This is a genomic window from Synechococcus sp. KORDI-49, assembly GCF_000737575.1.
Classification (GTDB): Bacteria; Cyanobacteriota; Cyanobacteriia; order PCC-6307; family Cyanobiaceae; genus Parasynechococcus.
Genome location: NZ_CP006270.1, coordinates 1,127,347 through 1,145,999, shown reverse-complemented (window position 1 = coordinate 1,145,999; position 18,653 = coordinate 1,127,347). Strand labels below are relative to the sequence as shown.

Sequence of the window (18,653 nt, the reverse complement as noted above, 5' to 3'; positions counted from 1 at the left end):
TCAGGCGGGGATGCTGGCGGCGAGCTGACGGCGGTGGCGGCGCCTGGCTTTGCCGCGCCCCCGTTGCATGGGGCGGCTGGGTGGCAGCGCATCACCCTGCAGCAACTGCTCCACCGAGTAGTCGCGATAGAAGGTTTGAAAGTCTCTCTCGTACATGCACAGCACCCGGTCGATCAGGGCCGTGCTGGAGAACAGGCTGTGGATGTCGCTTCTCTCGCGACGCCGCACGTTCTTGAACGGCAGACGCCCGACCGCTGGCAGGCCTTCGAGGGTCATGCGGTGGCGGAGTTTGCGCCAATGGCTGCGCATGTGCTCCATGCGTCCCACGAATTTCGGAACAAGGGCGTTCTCGCAGAACAGCAGGTCCGCCTGCGGACGAACGTGGTTGTCCATCAGTTCGGGTTCGATGCTGCCGAGGCAGGCGATGAACTGCTCAAAGGCCATGCCATGGAACAGCCCCATCCTCTGCATCGGCTGCGGCACCTCCTGGATTTCGATCAGCTTGTTGTTGTAAGCCGCCACCAGCCGATCGAAGGGATTGCGAACGAAGCTGAAGCTGAAGTGGCTGCGGCGCAGATCCCTGGCCTGTTCCGGTGTCACGAGAGTGGTTTCGCCGTGAGTGTTCTCCCGCCAGAAGCGATCGGCCGACTTGCGCAGACCCTCCTCCGGCCGGTTGGACAGCAGCTTGCAGAGGGCGACCTTGATCGAGGAGTTCGCCACCTTCGGGACCCGTCCGTACATCAGCGGCAGATCCCGGAACAGGATGAAATGTTCCGGTGATGTGCTCATGCAGCGGCTTCCAGGCGTTCCAGCGCCAGCCAGGCGCCCTCGCCGCCGTTCTTGTGGCCCTGCCAGATCTCCGGAATGAAGGAGGCCTGCGGGCAGTGCTGATTGATCTGCTCGAACAGCTGCACCCAGTCGATCTCACCGTCCTGGATCTGAAGCCCCTCGCCATCCACATCTCGGGCATCCGCCAGATGCAGGTGCGCGGTGAAGGGAAGAATCCGATTGAGGAAGTCCCGGAAGGGCAGGTGCAGATGGTTGCAGGCGAGCTTGGAGTGCGACACATCCAGGCAGACCCGCATCCCCTGCTGCTCGCAGAAGCTGTGGATGAAGCCCGGGTCCACGAACAGGTTGTGGAAGCGCTGCCCACCGAAATGCCAGGGAAACGGCGGCATCGTCTGGGGGATGATCTCCACGTCTCCGCCGCAGTTCAGCCGTCCCAGGCTTTCGATCAGCCGCTGCTGCAAGGGTTTCCGTTCGTCGCGATCGAGGTGGCGATGTTCGGAGAAGCCCCCGACGTTGGTGACCAGCAGCACCGGGGCCGGGCAGCGGAAGCGACCCCGCAGATCCCTTGAGATGTCGATCACCCGCTGCAGTTCCCTGACGGAGTGATCGCGGTAGCCCTCATCGGCGGTGCACAGATCCAGGGTGTGATCACCGGCAAACAGCTCGGGAGCGTGCACCACCAGGCCGATCTCCTGGCGCTCCGGCAGCACCTGATCCAGATCCACTTCGAGATCCTTGTAGCTCAGATGGATCTCCACCAGATCGAGGTTGCTCACCTTGGAGAACACCTTGATGTCGTGATATCTCACCGGCAGTCCGAAGGGTTGGCGGAAGCGGTAGGTCCGGGGAGTCGCCGCGGGAGTTTCCAGGTCGGAGGGGAAGAACACCTCGCCCTGGGCCTTGGCCACCGGCAGCCGTCGCCCCAGCAGGTCGGGCAACCGGTTGGGCTGGAGCCCCTGCCCCGGGCTCTGGATGCGCACCATCGCTTCGGTGATCTCCGTTCCGGCCGGGACATCGCAGGCGGCAACCAGGCTTTTGGCCAGCACCTCGCGGTTCATCATCTCGCCCTGGCTGATGCTGCGTTCACCGCCCTGGCCCATGGATTCCTCCACCCGGCGGATGCCCTGGATCATCTGGGCGAATTCCTCCGGCAGCAGGCTCACCTTGTGGTCGTTGCCCTCCATGCCACGGTCAAGGGTGATGTGCTTTTCGATCACCGCAGCACCCATCGCCACCGCGGCGATCGGCACCTCAATGCCCCGTTCATGGCCGGAGTAGCCGACCGGTGCATCCGCCAGTTCCCGCAGCCGTTCCAGGTAGCGAAGGTTCACATCCTTGAACGGTGTGGGGTACGTGGAATTGCAGTGCAGCAGCACGTAATTCGCCCCCTCCTGCTGCAGGTGACGGATGCCGGAGCGGATCTCCAGTTCGCTGGCCATGCCGGTGGAACAGATCAGCGGTTTGCCCGTGGCCGCCAGCTGACTGATCAACGCGTGGTTGGTGAAGTCTGCCGAGGCCACCTTGAAGCCCTCCATGCCCCAGCGGTTGAGTTTCTCCAGGCTGGTTTCATCCCAGGGGGTGCAGAGGGGCACCAGTCCCTTGCCGGCGGCGTAGTCGAAACAGCGGAACAGTTCGTCGTCACTGAGCTGGAACCGTTCCAGCAGATCCAGGGTGTACTGCGTCCCCAGATCGGACGCCATGTCGTTGCTGTCGCCGGCGTTGCTGTACAGCTTGCTCATGTCCCGCATCTGGAACTTGGCGCAGTCGGCGCCGGCGGCATGGGCGGCATCGATCAGCTGCAGGGCGATGCCGATATCGCCGTTGTGGTTGTTGCCGATCTCGGCGATCACGAAGCTCGGTTCGCCGTCGCCGATGCGGCGGCTGCCCAGTTGCAGGCCATCGGTGGCGGGCAGGGCCACCGCCACGATGCGGCCGTGGCTGTCCAGCAGCGGCAGGGCGATGATCTTGGAGGTGAGCAGCCCCGAAAGCTCGGCCGGTGGCGTGCCCTCCGGGGCGCTGCGGCAGTTGGGATTCATCGCCGCCGTCACCGGGAGGTTCAGGTCGATGTCGCCGCAACTGGCGATCCAGCGGCGGAAATCACCATCGGTGAGCACCCCCTGGAGGATGCCGGCTTCCGACACCACGAAGATCAGCCGCGACTGGTTCGCGGTGATCTTGCTGAGGGCCGAGAGAATGCTGTCCTCGGCGAAGACCACGAACTGGGTGAAGTTCCGTTCGATCTGGATGCCCTTCACAGTTCGCCTTTGGCCAGTCAGCTGGTGAACCGTGAGACCTTACCCCACATCCCTGTAGGTGATGGCCACGAGAAGGCGCCTCATCAGTCGGTTGGGCCACTGCACCGCCCAGAGGCGCCGCGCCGCGTTGCGGTGCTTCGGGCGCAGCAGGGTGGCGAGCATCAGAAGGCTGCGGGCTTCCTCCCAGTTCTTCGCCACGATGGCCTCCTCAGCGCTGCGCCGCAGCTGGGTGAAGCTGAGATTGGCATTGCTCATGTGGCCAGGACTCTCGTTGATCACGGCAGGAGGGTCCTGCTTCAGCGCCTGCAGCGCGCGGATCAGCGCAGCCGGCCCCGCGTCGGTGCCGTAGCCCATCCAGGCCAGCCAGGTCGGGTCCGGCAGGGGCAGCTCCTGATCCAGGGCGTCGAGATCCTCCACCTCCGCCAGCGCCCGCCACACCCCACTGCCGGCGAACACGTGGCTGCCGCTGGAGGGAGCAATGCCGAAATCCGCCATCACCACCGGGCGGCACCCATGGTCGAGGGCATCGAAGAACGCGGTGGATGAAACGGTCGCCATCAACCGGGCGTGCCTGAGCAGCTCCGGCAGCGGGCGGTAATCCAGCTGCAGATTGGCCGGGGGGTGGCCCAGGGTCTGCATCAGGGTGCTGCTGATGTGGGAGTCGCTGGCGTGGAAGGTGGCCTCGTCGGGCGCGATGCGCGGTTTGATCAGCACCTCCCAGTCGGGGGAGCGGCGGGCCAGTTCGGCCAGGATCCGCACCATCTCGGCTCGGTCGCGCGCAGCAGCCGGCATCACCACCTGCTCGGCGAACACCAGGCGGCGGGGGCGGTCATCGTTGGGCAACGGCGATGTGGCTGGGGTGCTGCGTCCCAGGCCGGTGAGCACGGTCTGCTGCCGCAGGAACGGGGTGCTGGCCACCATCCTCTCCAGCGCCTCCCGGTCGCGTTCGCCGCTGAGGCAGATCAGGTCGTAGCCAAGCCGCCAGCTCATGCCTTCCATGAACTTCTCCAGCACCACGCCGTTGAAGCCACAGAACAGCAGCGGCCGCTCGCTGGCGGGGAGCAGCCCGAGGGCCAGACGGAAGTCGCTGATCTTGCTGCCCGTCAGGAACACCCCGATGGCATCGAACTGCATCAGCTCCGGATGGGTGAGCAGCTGACCCATCTCATGGCGCCACAGACGCCCCAGCGCCTGCGCCCGCTTGAGAATCGGCGCGGGGGTTCCATTCCGGGGGATGGCATTGATCGTGACCTCCACGGCGAGCTCGACCGGGAAGCGGCACAGCGATTCGCAGGCCAGCAGCTGGCTGTCGCTGTCACCGATCAGCAGAAGGCGGAACGGACGGCTCACGGTGTGATCTCCTTTAGGGCGCGGCGCAACCGCGCCGGCCCGTCGTGCACGGCCCAGCCCATCGATTCCAGCCAGCTCTGACTGGGCTTCGGCAGATCCAGCAGCTGGTCCAGCTGATGGATGGAGCGCAGCCGGTGCATGGCGCCACTGCCGAAGAAGCCGCTGGTGCCCTGACTGGAGTGGATGCCGAAATCGCCGATCACCATGGCGCGCCGGCCCCAGGCCATCGCCGTGAACAGCCAGGGGGAACTGACGCCGGCACAGGCGGTGCAGTTCGACAGCAGGGTCAGCATCTGGCCCGGTTCCCCGAAGCCCAGGTTGGGCGGCAGCGTCCAGTCCTCCGGTTCATAGAAGGGAATCCAGGGTTCGTCGTCGTTCCAGGCATGGTCGCGCTGGATCACCACACGCCATTGCGGGGATGCCTCCGCCCACCGGATCAGCTGCCGCAGCATCTGCGACTTGGCCCCGATCTGGGTGGGGATGCTCTGCTGTGCGAGCACCAGCAGGCTGTAGGGGGGGGTGCTGAGTCCACCGCTGAGGCAGCCCAGGTGCGGGCGCTCCGGCATGAACCAGAAGCCACCGCAGACCAGCGGTGGTGCCTTCAAGGACGCCGGCCAGTTGAAACGCATGGCGGCCGCTTCCTGCCGCTGCCGCTCGCCATGCAGCAGCACCAGGTCGCAGAGGTGGCGGCTGGAGAGTTCGCTGATCAGCTTGTCGCCCACCACGGGCGCCAGCGGCCCGCTGAACACCGGGGCCGGTTTCCTGCCTCGGTGGCGGCAGAGCTCTCGGTAGCCATGCACGAGCCGATCGAGCTGGTCGGTGTCCTGCAGAAACAGGCCGATGGCGGTCGCCTCTTCCAGCAGGGTGGTGCCCAGCAGGGCATCGGCAGGGATCTCCAGCTGGGGCCGCACCGCCGGCCAGGGGCTGTGCCATCCGGGTGCGGGAGCGCCGATGGTGAGGCAGGGCTGCCCCTGCTGTTCGAGACGGTCGGCCAGCAGGCGGCAGGCATGCTGCTCGGCGCCGCCGTCGCTGATCAGAACGATCGTCATCGTTCCCGCAGCAGTTTCGACAGCCAGCCGAAGCCCACCAACCCATCGCGCAAGCGTCGCAGGAGATTACGGGTCTGATGGCGTTTGCGCTGGCTGGAGCGGGCGCCGCCGCTGCTGAGCATGCGGCGTCCGCCTTCGCTCACGGCGTAGCGCTGCCAGCTGCGGCTGCCCCAGCTGGCTGGACCGGTGCCCCCCCTGGGCAGGGCGGGCAGGCCGTGTGCCAGGCGTTCCTGCAGGGCGTTGACGAAGCGGTCGGCGCCATCCGCCTGAAAGCCCTGCTGCTGGAGCCACAGGGGGTCATGGGTCACGCTGAAGGGGTCGCTGCGGATTGAGGCGAACTCCGCCACGGCGCCGGAGGCGGCAAAGAAGTGGTTGCCGAGGGTTTCGGTGACACCAAGGTCACCAACGATGCGCGTGCTTACCCCCATCGCCATCGCTTCCAGGGCCGCGGTGGACGACACGGTGATGGCACAGCCGCAGTGGCGCAGCAGGCGGGTGGCCGGTTTGAAACTGAGCTCCAGGTTCGGCACCGTCTCTGACATCCGGTCGATCACCCCCGCCATTTCGCCGTGGCGCCGATGCAGGGTGCTCTCGATGCTGGAGGTGCGCGGCTTGAAGATCACCGGATGCTCCGGCCAGGCCTCCGCCAGGTGTTTCAGCTCCTGGCACAGGAAGTGGCGCTGCAGCGGGTGCACGGGGATCGAGGGCTGCTCGAAGAAGACGATCGAGGGGCGATCCGGAGGGGGCTGATGCTGCGGCACTCTCCACAGGATCGGCAGTCCGGTGACCACGGCATTGCCGCTGTCCTGGCCCAGGGCGCGGCAACCCTGTTGGTAGAGCTCCAGATCCTGGTTGCTGTTGAGGCACAGCAGATCGACGCCGGAGCGGTCGAGCATGCCCTCGAGGGCAAAGCGGAACAGGATGCCGGGATAGGCACTCACCAGCAGGGGGCGACGGCTCGTCTCCTTCCACTCCGCAGCGAGCATCAGCAGGGCATCCCGGCTGCGGCGGCCATCCAGCCCCAGCACCAGCACATCGACGTTTCCTGCCATCGCACGGGTGAGCTGGCGGAATTCGTTCCAGCGGTGCTTCTCGATGCGGGTGCGCGGATCCGTGCGGCGGATCTCCAGACGCTGCCGTCTGGACAGGGCCCGGTTGTTGATCTCCAGCAGGTGAAGCGTCGTGTCCGCCCCCTGGCGCCGGCAGGCCGCCAGCAGGGTCATCGCCATCTTTCCGAACGAGTCGAAGCAGGCCACAGCAGCGACGGTGCGGCCGGCCAGGCGCTTGTCGGCTGCAGCGGCCATCGGCCTCGCTCGGGAACTCGGCAAAATTACCGTGGTGCCGCCTGAGCCAGTGCGCGGCAGAGCGCCAGATCGGCGGGTGTGTCGATCTCCGGGCCGGGATGCTCGAGCACAACCGGCTGCCAGGGGGGGCAGAACCGGCTGCCGACGGCGCGGAAGGCCGCCGTGTCCATGGCGTAGATCGCTCCGGTTTCCAGATAGGCGGGCTCCAGGTCCTGGCGGCGTTGGCGGGGTTGCTGCGGGTCATGGTTGATGCCACGGCCATCGCCCCGCCACAGGAAGCCGTGCCAGGGGGCGACGGCAAAGCTGCTGTTCACCGCTGGTGCATCCAGGGCCGCCAGCACCTGATCGATCTGCTCGCCGCTGGTGAACGGCGAGGTGCATTGCAGAAACACCAGCCGCGGAGGCAGCGGACCTGCCGTGGAGAGCTGCTCCAGGGCATGCAGCAGGGCCGACTCGGAACTGGCGGTGTCTCCGGCCAGATGCTCGGGACGCCGCACCACCTCCGCTCCATGGCTGCGGGCCGCGGCGGCAATGGCGTCGTCGTCGGTGCTGACCACCACCCGGCTCACCCGGGTGCTGGCCAGAGCCGCCTGAACGCTGCGGCCCACCAGCGGAACGCCCTCCACCTCCTGCAGGTTCTTGCCGGGGATGCCTTTCGACCCGCCGCGGGCGGGAATCAGAGCCAGGGCAGCGGCAGCGGCCGTCATCGGTGAGGATTCGGTGTGCCCCGTCTTACCCGATGAACGACCGGCTGGGGGTTCCAGAGACCGGGATGCTGGCGCATCGGACGCTGCCGGCCCTCATGGCTCCGGCGCAGCTGCTGCCGGGGCGGAGCCGGGATGTGGACGCGCTGCTGGCCTGGGGGCGGCGGCCCAGCGCCAGGCGTGTGGAGCGGCTCGCCCAGCGTCGTGGCCTGCCGGTCTGGCATCTGGAGGACGGTCTGCTGCGGTCGCTGGCCAAAGGGCGTCGCCATCCACCGCTCTGCCTGCTGGTGGATGATCTGGGGGTGCATTTCGATGCCACCGCCCCGAGCCGTCTGGAGCAGCGGATCGCTGCATCGCTCAGCGCCGAGCAGCGCGACCGGGCCCGGGTGGTGCAGCTGCTGTGGTGCACCCAGCGGTTGAGCAAGTTGAATCCGCCACGGGAGTCGCCGGCTCCGGAGCAGCCCTTTGTGCTGGTGGTGGATCAGTCCGCAGGGGATCTCTCGATCCCTCTGGGACTGGCGGGACCGCAGAGTTTCCAGCAGATGCTCCGGGCGGCCCTGGCGGACCATCCCGATTGCACCGTGGTGGTGAAGGTGCACCCGGATGTGATCCAGGGCCGGGCCCGTGGTCATTTCAGCCCTGACGCTCTGCAGCATCCGCGCATTCGTCTCTGCGCCGATGGGTGGCACCCCGCCGCCCTGCTGGAGCGTGCCGAGGCGGTGTATGTCGTGACCTCCCAGATGGGCTTTGAGGCGTTGCTGTGGGGGCGCCCGGTGCACTGCTTCGGTATGCCCTTCTATGCGGGCTGGGGGCTGACGCAGGACCGACTGAGGCCACCGGAGCGACGCACGGCCCGGCCGGGGCTGGAGGCGCTGGTGCACGCCGCTCTGATCGCCGGCAGCCGCTGCCTTGATCCCCACAGCCTTCAGCCTGCGCCGATCGAGGATCTGATGCGGGCCATCGGTCTGCAACGGCGTCTGCAGAGCCAGCCCGCCGCCCGGCTGGAGGCCTTCGGCTTCACCCCCTGGAAGCAGCGCAATCTGCGGCGGTTCCTGGCGGGAAGCACGCTGCGATTCCGGTTGCCTCGGGCACGTCCCGGTCGCTGGGCCGAGGCGGTGGCTGTCTGGGGCCGGCGAGCCCGGCCACGGCTGCTGGCGGCCGTCGAGGCCCGGGGGCTGCCGCTGTTGCAGGTGGAGGACGGTTTCCTGCGCTCGGTGGGCCTCGGTGCCGAGCTGATCGATCCGATCTCGTGGGTGGTGGATCAGAGCGGCATTTACTACGACGCCACCTCCCCCAGTGACCTGGAGGCGGTGCTGGCGACCGGCCATTGGACCGAGCCGCAGCTGTCGCGCGCGGCAGCGTTGCGGCAGCGGCTGGTGGCCGAGGCGATCACCAAATACAACCTCAGCGATGCCCCCTGGCAACGGCCGGCGGCGGCGCAGCGGGTGGTGCTGGTGGTGGGGCAGGTGGAAACCGATGCCTCGATCCGCTTCGGTGCTCCCGAGCTGCGCAGCAACCTGGCCCTGCTGCAGGCGGTGCGGCAAGCGGAACCGGAGGCCTATCTCGTGTACAAACCGCATCCGGATGTGGTGGCGGGGCTGTGCCGGGCCGGCGCCGGCGAGGACCAGAGCCGGAGCTATTGCGACGCCGTGCTCACGGGCGGTTCGATCCAGCAGCTGTTCAGCCAGGTGGATGCCCTGCATGTGCTCACCTCACTGGCTGGGTTCGAGGCGCTGCTGCGCGGGTTGGAGGTGCACTGCTGGGGGCTGCCGTTCTACGCCGGCTGGGGGCTGACGCAGGACCGCCTGGCCTGCTCTCGCCGGGGCCGTTTGCTGCCCCTCGACGCCCTCGTCCATGCCGCCCTGATCGCCTACCCCCGCTATGTGAGTCGCCGCAGCGGCTGGTTCATCGAACCGGAGCAGGCCATCGATGAGCTGCTGGCCTGGCGGGACGGCCCGCCGCCGCGTCAAACGCTGGTGCAGGCCCTGTTCCGCCACTGGGGGCGGCTGCGGCGTCGCTAGGGCGTGCCAGGATTCTTTGAGTGCTGGCCAGGGATTTGAGCAGGGGAAGGGCTCCAGCCCTGGTGCAGGTGCGCATAGACGGCCCGGTGCTGCTGCTGATGGGGCCGATCGGCCTGTTCTTCGCCCGCTTCTGTAGCTACCTGCGGGGCTGCGGCATTCCGGTCACCAAGGTGGCGTTTCCGCTGCGGGAATTCGGCTTCCCTTCCGAGGTGCGGGTGCCTTACGACGGCGACATGGAGGGCTGGCGACCGTTCCTGCGCCAGCTGCTGACGGAACGCGGCATCCGCCACATCTTCATGTACGGGGATTTCATCATTCCCCACCGGATCGCCATCGAGGAGGCCCGCGCCCTGGGGGTGGAAGCCTGGGTGTTCGAACTCGGGTACCTGCGCCCCAATTACGTGACCCTGGAACGGGATCGCGTCAATGCCCGCTCCAATCTCAACCGCCCGGTGGACTTCTACCGGGATCTGCCGCCGGCGGACCGACTGCCCGGCGGGATCATGCTGGATCCCGGCTGGCGCTGGCGGAAGGTCTGGAAGGCACCCACCTTCATCCAGCACGCCTTCACCCGTTACCCGATCATCGAGGGGGAGCACAAGCTGCAGCCTTCACCGGGGTTCCTGTGGTGCCAGCTACGCGGCAGCTGGCGCTACTGGCTGTACCGCTGGCAGGAGCGGGCGCTGAAGCGCCGACTGCTGGAGCATCTGTCGTTCTTCCTGGCGGTGCTGCAGGTCTCCAGCGATTCCCAGATCCAGATGGGATCGCCTTACCGGGGCATGCACGACTTCATCGAGGACGTGATCCGCTCCTTCGCCGGTCATGCCCACGCGTCGGATCACCTGGCCTTCAAGCACCATCCGCGGGACCGCGGATACAACAGCTACGCCACCCTGATCGCCCTGCTGGCACGCCGCTACGGCGTCAGTGGCCGGGTGCACTACTTCCACGACGGACCCTTGAGCCGTTACCTGCGCACCTGTCGCGGTGTGATCACCGTGAACAGCACCGTGGGGCTGCAGGCTCTGTTCCATGCCGTGCCCACCAAGACGATGGGCGACACCTTCTACAACCTCGACGGCCTGACGGATCAGAAACCGCTGGATGACTTCTGGCGCGATCCGCAGCCCAGCGAGCGGCCCCTGTTCTGGCGTTTCTACAAACACCTGGTGATGACGACCCAGGTGAACGGCAACTTCGATGGGGAGTTCCCCTTCCGCATCACCTTCCCGATCGGACCGGAGGCGCGGCGGTTGGAGCCATTGCCGCAGCTGCCGCCGCTGCGGCCGGCGCGACCCGCCAATCCCCTGGTGATTCCGGCGCGGGTGATGGCCAGGCTGGGCTGGGCATCCCTGGGTTTTGTGCTCTACGGCCTGCAGCTGCCGGCGTTGCTGCTGGGTCGTCCCAAGTGGGCGGCGCAGCTGATGACCTGGGCCTCCGAAGTGGCGCTGAGGGCGCTCGGGGTGCAGGTGGTGGTGGACGACAGCCAGCGCAGCGAGGAGCCGCAGGTGCCGTTGGTGCACATCTTCAACCACCGCAGCCCCTGCGATGGCCTGGTGATTCAGGGGGTGCTGAAGCTGCCGGGGATGACCACGGCCCAACTGCATCTCAAGTGGGTGCTGCCCGGTTACGGAGCGGCGGCCCGCAACGCCGGCTCGGTGGTGCTGGACCACCGCCAACCCCAGTCGCGCATGCAGGGGATGCTGCAGGCCTCCACCCTGCTGCGGGAGCACGGCCAGATCATGCTGGCTCCCAACGGTTCCCTGGTGACGCCGATCGAAGCGCGGGTGTCTCCCAGCGCCTGGATGCTGGCGCGTCACTACGGCGGCCGGGTGGTGCCCTGGGTGTTCCGCTACGACGGCATGGAGGAGGCCCTGGGGGCGCGCTACCGGCCCTGGCGGCTGTTGCTCAGCCGGCTCACGGCGCCGCTGGGGACGATTCACTGCCAGCGCGGGCGGTCCAGTGATCTGGTGCTTCCGGATGATCCCAGGGATCGCGATGGGTTCACCCGCGTGGTGCAGACCTACTACGCCCGGGCGCTGGGCTGAGGCGGTGCAGCCAGCACCAGGCTGATGTTGTGGCCGCCGAAGCCGAAGGCGTTCTTGAGCAGCAGACGTTCACGGTCGGTGTCGGGCAGGGCAACCGGTCCGCTCCCCGTCACCGCGAGCTCCACCTCGGGATCGAGGGGATCGGCGTTCATGCTGCAGGGAACCATCCCGGCCCGCAGGGACTGCAGCGCCAGGATCGTCTCAACGGCGCCAGCGCCCCCCAGCAGATGGCCCAGCTGCCCTTTGGGGGCATACACCGGCAGGTGATCGGCGGCGGAGCCGAGGCTGCGGCGCAGGGCACGGGCCTCGGCCAGATCGCCGAGGCTGGTGCCTGTGGCGTGGGCCTGCACGGCACAGAGATCATCCGGCTTGCAGTCAGCACGCTGAAGGGCCTCCTCGATCGCCCGGCTGGCCTGCAGCCCCTGGGGCTCGGGGGCGACGATGTGGTGCGCATCGCTGCTGCTGCCGCTGGCCAGCAGCCAGCCGAGGGCGTCGCCGGCTGGCACATCCGACTGACGCATCAGAGCCAGCACGCCGGCCCCTTCCGACAGCACGAAACCGTCGCGCGTCTGGCCGTAGGGGCGGGAGGCCTGCTCCGGCGCCTCATTGCGAAGGGAGAGGGCGCGCATGGCCGAAAAGCCCACCAGACCGAGACGGTTCACGGGCGCTTCGCTGCCCCCGGCCAGCACCAGATCGGCGCGGTCGTCCTGCAGCAACCATTGCGCCAGCATTAGGGCTTCGGCGCCGGAGGCACAGGCGGAAACGGGGGTGTGGGCGCCGCCCTGCAGACCGAGGTCGATGGCCACCTGGCCGGCTGCCGCATCGGGGATCAGCATCGGCACCGTGAGTGGATTCACCCGGCTGGGCCCTCCTGCACTGAGCTGGGAATGCTGCTCGTGCATGGTGGCCAGCCCGCCGATGCCGGTGCCGAGCACCACAGCGATGCGGGTTGGATCAAGGCCACGGCGGTTGTGCTCCGCCATTGCCCAGGCTTGCCGGCCGGCCAGCAGGGCCAGTTGGGCGCAGCGATCGGCGCGACGCCTTAGCAGGGGTTCCAGGTCCGCGAAAGCGGTTTCGGCCACACGGCCGGCGATGCGGACGTTCAGATCCTCGGCCCAGGTCTCCTGGATGGTCTGGATGCCGGACTGCCGAGCGCAGACCGCGGCCCAGGTGCTGTCGGCGTCCTCACCAAGGGGGGACAGCGACCCCCAGCCGACCACGGCAATGCGCTCAGGCGGTTTCGGCATGGGGAGGCCGCAGCTCCAGCGTTTCCAGGTGATCGAGGATGTCTGAAACCGTGCGGAATCGCAGCAGCTCCTCCTCCTTGATGCGGATGCCGAAACAGGTGTCGGCCTCGATCAGGATTTCGTAGAAACCGAGGGAATCAATGCCCACGTCCTCCATCAGCCGTGCATCCGGAGTGATGGCAGCCGGATCAGTGCCGGAGATGCGATGCAGGATCTCGATCAGACGTTCCTGCAGCTCCTGCTTGTCAGGGCACGCCTCACCCAAGGCCCAGCTCCTTTTTGGTCTGGTTAACGTACCAGCCACGCCTTGAGCGTTAGCCCCCTCGGTACCAGCTGAAGTGCTGGTAGATCGGCTCGTGGGGCACATCAATGAAGTAATTCAGACGTTCAAGGGGAATGCGGGAAAGATCGGCCGCCATCAGGATTTCGGTGATCTGGTTGAAATCTTTTGCCAGGGAGAGGCCGCAGACCCTGGCATCCATCAGGTTCACGTACTGACGCAGCAGCACCGGCAGCCGGAAGTTGTCACTGAGCTGCTCGCGGATGCTCAGTTCCAGGGATTGGATGTTGGCGATCGGGTTGGGTTGATCACTGCTCTGCACCGTGGTCAGCGGATGGCGCGGTGCGGGCAGGGTCGGCTCGCTCTGCAGGTAGGGCGGCCGCATCAGCCCGCTGAGAAAGGTCTGATTGACCGGTTCGCTGTGGGCGAAGTGGTTGTAGGAGACGAGTCCGTGCAGGGTGTCGTACCCGGAGCGGGCGGCGATCAGCAGGCCACCGCGGAACAGGGCCATCAGCGAATGGGGCTGCTTCTGGAAACGGCTGGCGAGGGCGACGCGGCCGATCTCCAGATGGTTCCCCAGGGAGGTGAGCCGGGCCTTGATGCCGGGATAAACGTGCTCGAGATAGGACTGGCTTCCGTCCGGCAGGTCCGACGTTCCGCACTGTCCGGGCAGGAACTGCAGGCGCGCGGCACCGGCCAGGGCACCGCTGCCGGGTTCGATCAGCAGCAGATGGTCGTAAGCGCTGTCCCGTCCGTCGAGGTCCCGCCGGTCTCCGGAGCCGGAGAGCTGTTGCCGGTAGGTGGCCTCCCGCAGCAGCCCCACCGCGTCAGCCACCGGGGCGAAACGTTCCCCGGGAAGCAGATGCAGCTCCAGCCCTTCGATCGAGAACAGACGCGACTGCAGCAGTTCGCGACCGATCAGCTCCGCCGAGAGGGTCACCTCGTGGATCTCCGGATCGGAGATGGACGGAGAAGGCAGTGTCATGGATGTCCCATTCCGTCTCAAGTTGAGGGAAGATTAATGCCGCTTTGACACGTCCCAGTCCTTCAACGCTCCTCATCCATGCCTTCCAACCTGCGCTCTGCCACTGGTTTTCGCCAACTGGTCTTGATGGGGCTGCTCACCTGCGCGGCTTTGGCTCCGGCAGAGGCTGTTCGTGCAGAGGCTGTTCGCTCTGAGGAGGCCACGCTGCTGAGCAGCAGCGCGCTGGGGCGCACGATCCAGGTTCCATCCAGCAGCGAGGTCTTCCGCTACCGACTGGGGCCTGGGGATCGGCTGTCGATGTCGGTCTTCAAGATGGAGGGTTACTCCGCCACCGTGGAGGTGCTGAGCGACGGCACCATCAACCTGCCGCGTCTGGGCACGGTGGATGTGTGGGGCCTCACGCTCGAGGAGGCCAAGGCCAAGATCACCGCTGGCTACGACGTGATCCTGCGGCGGCCGCTGGTGTATCTCGATCTGGTGGAAGCCCGTCCGGTGCGGGTGACGGTCACTGGCCAGGTGGCGCGACCCGGAGTGTTCTCGCTGCCTTCGAAGGGGCTTGTAGAGGGCCGCGGCTGGCCGACTCTGGTGGATGTGGTGCAGCAGGCGGGAGGCGTGAGTGCCTCGGCGGATCTCTCCAGCGTTGAAGTGCTGCGGCCTTCTCCACGGCCCGGCGGCAAGGCCCAGACCTACCGCTTTGACTACCTGACGGTGTTGCGGGAGGGCGGCCATGCTCCCAATCCGCTGATTTACGACGGCGACAGCATCCGCATTCTTCAGTCGGATGATCTGGAGAATGCCGATCTAATCACCACGGCGACCTCCAATTTTGCTCCGGCGACGATTCAAGTGAACGTGGTGGGCGAGGTGGCACGTCCTGGAGTGATCGAAGTGCCCTCCAATGCGCCCCTCTCCGGCGCCGTTCTGGCCGCCGGTGGCATCACCCGCCGCGGCAGCGAGAACACCGTGGACCTGATCCGCATGAACGGCGAGGGCGAGCCGAAGGTCACAAGCCTCAAGTTCGATCCCACCTCCGTGCTCAGCAGTGCCAGCAACCCGCCCCTGCGTTACGGCGATGTGGTGGTGGTGAACCGCAACCAGCTCGCCAAGGTGACCGACGGGCTGGAGGACGCCTTCCAACCCCTCAATCCGATCCTGAACGTGTCGTCGATCTTCCGGTTGCTAGGGCTGCCGATGACCGGCCTGCTGGGGCTCTGAGTCAGAGCCCCAGCCGCTGCCAGATCACCTCCAGATTGGCCTGATGCAGGGCGGTGCTGAAGCAGTCCGCCAGTTGATCGGCTGACAGCCTTGCGCTCACGTCTGGGTCTGCCTCCAGGTTGGCCCGGAAGTCTCCTCCGGTGGTGTTCCAGGCGTTGTGGGCATTGCGCTGCACGATCCGGTACGCCTCTTCGCGGTTCAGGCCGCTCTCTACGAGGGCCAGCAGCACCCGCTGGCTGAACACCACGCCGCCGTAGATGTTCATGTTGCGGCGCATGTTCTCCGGATAGACCCCGAGCCCCTGCACCACGGCGGTCATCTCCCGCAGCATGAAATGCAGGGTGACGGAGACATCCGGCAGCATCATCCGTTCGGTGGAGCTGTGGCTGATGTCGCGCTCATGCCAGAGCGCCACGTTCTCCAGGGCCGCCACCACATAGCTGCGCAGCACCCGGGCCAGACCGCTGATGCGCTCACTGCGGATCGGGTTGCGTTTGTGGGGCATGGCGGAGCTGCCCTTCTGCCCCTTGGCGAAGTTCTCCTCCACCTCCAGAACGTCGGTGCGCTGCAGATTGCGGATCTCGGTGGAGAAGCGCTCCAGCGAAGCCCCCACCAGGGCCAGGGTCTGCACATAGTCGGCGTGCCGATCGCGGGAGATCACCTGGGTGCTGGCCGTGTCGGGCGTCAGGCCGAGGATCTCGCAGGTGATCGCTTCCACCTGGGGATCGGTGTTGGCGTAGGTGCCCATGGCGCCGCTCACCTGGCCGACGGCCACATCGCGCTGCAGTCGTTCCAGACGTGTGCGGTTGCGTTCGGTCTCCGCCAGCCAGCCGGCCACCTTGAATCCGAAGGTGATCGGTTCGCCGTGGATGGCATGGGAGCGACCGATCATCTCAGTGGTCTTGTGCTCACCAGCGAGGTTGCGCAGGGCTGCGGCCAGGGCATCCAGCTCCGTGCGCAGCAGGGCGACGGAGCGCTTCAGCTGCAGGGCCAGCCCGGTGTCCAGCACATCGCTGCTGGTCATGCCCACATGGATGTGGCGGCCGGCATCGCCCACGTGTTCGTTCACGTTGGTGAGGAAGGCGATCACGTCGTGACGCACCTCCGCCTCGATCTCCAGGATGCGATCCACCGAAAAGCTCGCCTTCGCCTTGATGGTGTCCACGGCTTCCTGCGGCACCCTGCCCAGGCGGCAGTTGGCTTCGGTGGCGGCGATCTCCACCTCCAGCCAGCTCTGGAATTTCGCCTGCTCACTCCAGACGGCACCCATTTCGGGCAGGGTGTAACGCTCGATCAACGGCCTGCGCGGTTGCACAACCCGACGACTCTATGGAGTGGTGGTGGCACAAAAAAAGCCCCTCCCGCAGGAGAGGCTTGGAACACGATCCCGATGATCAGCCGCCGACGACGGTGCCGTCTTCGAACTGGATGGTGATGAAGGAGGGAGCTTCCTTTTTGCCTTTGTAGAGCTTGCTGCCGGAGAGTTTCTGGCCGTCGACCACCAGGCGATCTTGCTTGGAGAAATTACTGATGCCGATGCGGCCCCCGCCTTTGACGGTCTCAGGAACCTTGATCACGTCACGGCCATCACCCACGCGGATGCCGGTGTCGCCTTTCAGCTTGATGCCTTCGGAGAACTGGACGGTGTCCTTGCCGTCGCCCAGGCTGATGCTGGTTTTAACCACCTTGGTGTCACCGCCGAAGGCGATGGAGTCCTTGGCAGCACCAGAGGACAGGTCGATGGTGGATTTTTTGAAGGTGCCTTTCTCCACGTCCAGAGCAACAGCACCCTCGCCTTCGCTGACGATGGTGACGGACTCAACTTTGGTGGTTTCGAAGGTGATTTCAGCGGTTTCGCCAGCAGCAGCTGCCGGACGAACGACTGAATTCTTGACGGCCTTACCTTCAACCTTCACTGGAGCTTCACCTCCAACCTTGATGTTGATGTCGGAAACATTGCTGGTGACATCGACAAGCGCACCTTCGTCAGTGGCGCTGATAGCAACGCTGGTGACTGCATCATCTGGGATGACCAGGTCGTTACCGGCGGAACCCTCAATGGAGGTAGCCATGGGGAATGGAATAGAGACGCTTCCGCGGAAATGTAAGGCTTTCGGATGAAAGATGCACCTCTTGTGGCCACCTCACCACCTGACGCCCTTGCTTTTATGGCTTTTTCGGACTGATCAGGTGGCTGAACAGATCCTCATAGGCCTGAGCGGCAGCCGCGAGGTTGAAGGAGCGCTGCATGGTCTCGCGGGCCTGATCTCCCAGTTGTTGCGCTCGTTTTGGCTCCTGCAGCAGGGCCACCACGGCCTGAGCTAGTGCCTCCACATCGTTGAAGGGCACCAGCAGGGCGTCCTTGTTGTGTTCCAGATCGGCGGCGATCGGGCTGCCGATGTTGCTGATCAGTGGTGCCCCGCAGGCCATCGCTTCCAGCACACTCCAAGACAGGGTGTAGGGGTAGCTGAGGGAAAGATGGCAGCCGCTGCAGCGCAGCAGCTGCAGCATCTGGGGGTGGGCTAACCAGTTCAGAACGCTGATGCCACTGGCATTCATGCCCTCCAATGCATCCATGAGATGGCTGCTGCCCCGGGGCGGTTCCACGCCGTAGCCCTGCTCCTGTTTCCCCACCAGCAGCAGCTGTGCCTGAGGCAGGTGCTGACGCACAAGGGGCCAGGCCCGCAGTGCTTGGCGCAGGCCGCGCAGCGGCTCCAGGTTCCGTGAGATCAGGGTCACCAGAGGTTGGCCCGCCGCCAGCTCCAGCCCGTGCTCCGGCAGGCTCAGCCGTGCCTGTCGGTCCGGCTTGATCCGCTCCAGGTCCACCCCCTCGGGCAGCAGCATGAGCTGCCGTTGCAGCGGAGCCGGAAAGCTCGCCAACTGGCTGCGGCTGGCTACCACGGCTGCATCCGCCTGGGCCAGGGCCAGATCAGCCAACAGATTCTGGCGGCAGAAGCCGTCGCCCACCGGCGCCAGACCTGCCAGCGCATCATCGAAACCGAAGCCAAGGGCCCGGGGATGACCCCACAGCTCCGGGTACACCACGATCGGCATGGCAGATCCCCAGATGCGCCGCAGTTGCAGGGCCTCCCCCCAGGCGCTGTGGGCCAGCACCAGATCGGGTCGCACACCGCTCTCCAGCAGCTGGCGGCAGAGCAGGGCCACTCCGGCGGCGCGCTCCTTCAAGGAGGGCTCATCCCGATTCTCGAAGTGATAGCGGTGGTAGATCAGCCCCTCCCAGTGCTCACCGCGGGGGGGCTGCTGTTCCGAGCCGATGGCGCGCACCTGATGTCCGGCTGCCAGCCACAGGGGCGCGAGGTCGCGGAACTGCCCCGGGAAGTTCTGGTGGATCAGCAGCAGGTGCATGGTGAGGACCCTATGCCGATCGGCTTAATCTCCAGCTCCT

At 66.3% G+C, this 18,653-nt stretch carries 15 protein-coding genes; 3 read left to right on the top strand and 12 right to left on the bottom strand.

Annotated features, from left to right (window positions below):
- From KR49_RS05970 to KR49_RS05945, 6 genes are read right to left on the bottom strand one after another with little or no spacing between them, the layout of a single operon-like run.
- Window positions 1-789 (bottom strand): sulfotransferase family protein, encoded by a 789-nt coding sequence (locus KR49_RS05970; protein WP_043692822.1) that lies wholly within the window; start codon window positions 787-789, stop codon window positions 1-3.
- Window positions 786-3,044 (bottom strand): N-acetylneuraminate synthase family protein, encoded by a 2,259-nt coding sequence (locus tag KR49_RS05965; protein WP_173402133.1) that lies wholly within the window; start codon window positions 3,042-3,044, stop codon window positions 786-788. The genes KR49_RS05970 and KR49_RS05965 overlap by 4 nt, the downstream gene beginning before the upstream one ends.
- Window positions 3,045-3,083: 39 nt before the next feature.
- Window positions 3,084-4,394 (bottom strand): DUF6716 putative glycosyltransferase, encoded by a 1,311-nt coding sequence (locus tag KR49_RS05960; RefSeq protein ID WP_043692819.1) that lies wholly within the window; start codon window positions 4,392-4,394, stop codon window positions 3,084-3,086.
- Window positions 4,391-5,443 (bottom strand): DUF6716 putative glycosyltransferase, encoded by a 1,053-nt coding sequence (locus tag KR49_RS05955; RefSeq protein WP_043692816.1) that lies wholly within the window; start codon window positions 5,441-5,443, stop codon window positions 4,391-4,393. Before KR49_RS05955 ends, KR49_RS05960 begins: the two co-directional genes overlap by 4 nt.
- Window positions 5,440-6,747: a DUF6716 putative glycosyltransferase gene (locus KR49_RS05950; RefSeq protein ID WP_043692814.1), complete on the bottom strand. Its 1,308-nt coding sequence runs from the start codon at window positions 6,745-6,747 to the stop codon at window positions 5,440-5,442. Before KR49_RS05950 ends, KR49_RS05955 begins: the two co-directional genes overlap by 4 nt.
- Before the next feature lie 26 nt (window positions 6,748-6,773).
- The gene (locus KR49_RS05945) at window positions 6,774-7,454 is read right to left on the bottom strand and encodes a cytidylyltransferase domain-containing protein (RefSeq protein WP_043692811.1); all 681 of its coding nucleotides are present in this window, start codon (window positions 7,452-7,454) and stop codon (window positions 6,774-6,776) included.
- 32 nt (window positions 7,455-7,486) lie between these two features.
- Between KR49_RS05945 and KR49_RS05940 the strand changes: the two genes are divergently transcribed.
- Both KR49_RS05940 and KR49_RS05935 read left to right on the top strand, forming a co-directional pair.
- Window positions 7,487-9,472 (top strand): capsular polysaccharide biosynthesis protein, encoded by a 1,986-nt coding sequence (locus KR49_RS05940; protein WP_043692808.1) that lies wholly within the window; start codon window positions 7,487-7,489, stop codon window positions 9,470-9,472.
- A gap of 62 nt (window positions 9,473-9,534) precedes the next feature.
- Window positions 9,535-11,520, top strand: coding sequence for a 1-acyl-sn-glycerol-3-phosphate acyltransferase (locus KR49_RS05935; RefSeq protein WP_253912833.1), 1,986 nt, complete (start codon window positions 9,535-9,537; stop codon window positions 11,518-11,520).
- Here KR49_RS05935 and KR49_RS05930 read toward each other — a convergent pair.
- Genes KR49_RS05930 through KR49_RS05920 form a run of 3 tightly spaced genes read right to left on the bottom strand, consistent with a single transcriptional unit; the run spans window position 11,499 to window position 14,032 of the window.
- Entirely contained in the window at window positions 11,499-12,767 is a 1,269-nt protein-coding gene (locus KR49_RS05930; RefSeq protein ID WP_043692805.1) for a beta-ketoacyl synthase, read from the bottom strand. The two genes, KR49_RS05935 and KR49_RS05930, sit on opposite strands and share 22 nt — an antisense overlap.
- A complete protein-coding gene (locus tag KR49_RS05925) occupies window positions 12,751-13,032 on the bottom strand; it encodes an acyl carrier protein (protein ID WP_043692802.1) in 282 nt (93 codons plus the stop codon). Before KR49_RS05925 ends, KR49_RS05930 begins: the two co-directional genes overlap by 17 nt.
- 49 nt (window positions 13,033-13,081) lie before the next feature.
- Complete coding sequence (locus KR49_RS05920) at window positions 13,082-14,032, bottom strand: GNAT family N-acyltransferase (RefSeq protein ID WP_043692799.1); 951 nt, start codon at window positions 14,030-14,032, stop codon at window positions 13,082-13,084.
- A gap of 78 nt (window positions 14,033-14,110) precedes the next feature.
- Here KR49_RS05920 and KR49_RS05915 point away from each other — a divergent pair, with 78 nt between their 5' ends.
- Window positions 14,111-15,247 (top strand): SLBB domain-containing protein, encoded by a 1,137-nt coding sequence (locus KR49_RS05915; RefSeq protein ID WP_043692797.1) that lies wholly within the window; start codon window positions 14,111-14,113, stop codon window positions 15,245-15,247.
- A 1-nt stretch (window position 15,248) separates the two neighbouring features.
- Here KR49_RS05915 and purB read toward each other — a convergent pair whose 3' ends face one another.
- The 3 genes from purB to KR49_RS05900 form a co-directional block, all read right to left on the bottom strand.
- Window positions 15,249-16,544 carry an adenylosuccinate lyase gene (gene purB / locus KR49_RS05910; protein ID WP_043692794.1) on the bottom strand — a complete coding sequence of 432 codons (1,296 nt, stop codon included), beginning with the start codon at window positions 16,542-16,544 and terminating at the stop codon, window positions 15,249-15,251.
- Window positions 16,545-16,641: 97 nt separating this feature from the next.
- Entirely contained in the window at window positions 16,642-17,319 is a 678-nt protein-coding gene (locus tag KR49_RS05905; protein ID WP_043692791.1) for a hypothetical protein, read from the bottom strand.
- Window positions 17,320-17,413: 94 nt separating this feature from the next.
- A complete protein-coding gene (locus KR49_RS05900) occupies window positions 17,414-18,613 on the bottom strand; it encodes a glycosyltransferase (RefSeq protein WP_043692788.1) in 1,200 nt (399 codons plus the stop codon).
- Between the last annotated feature and the right edge of the window lie 40 nt (window positions 18,614-18,653).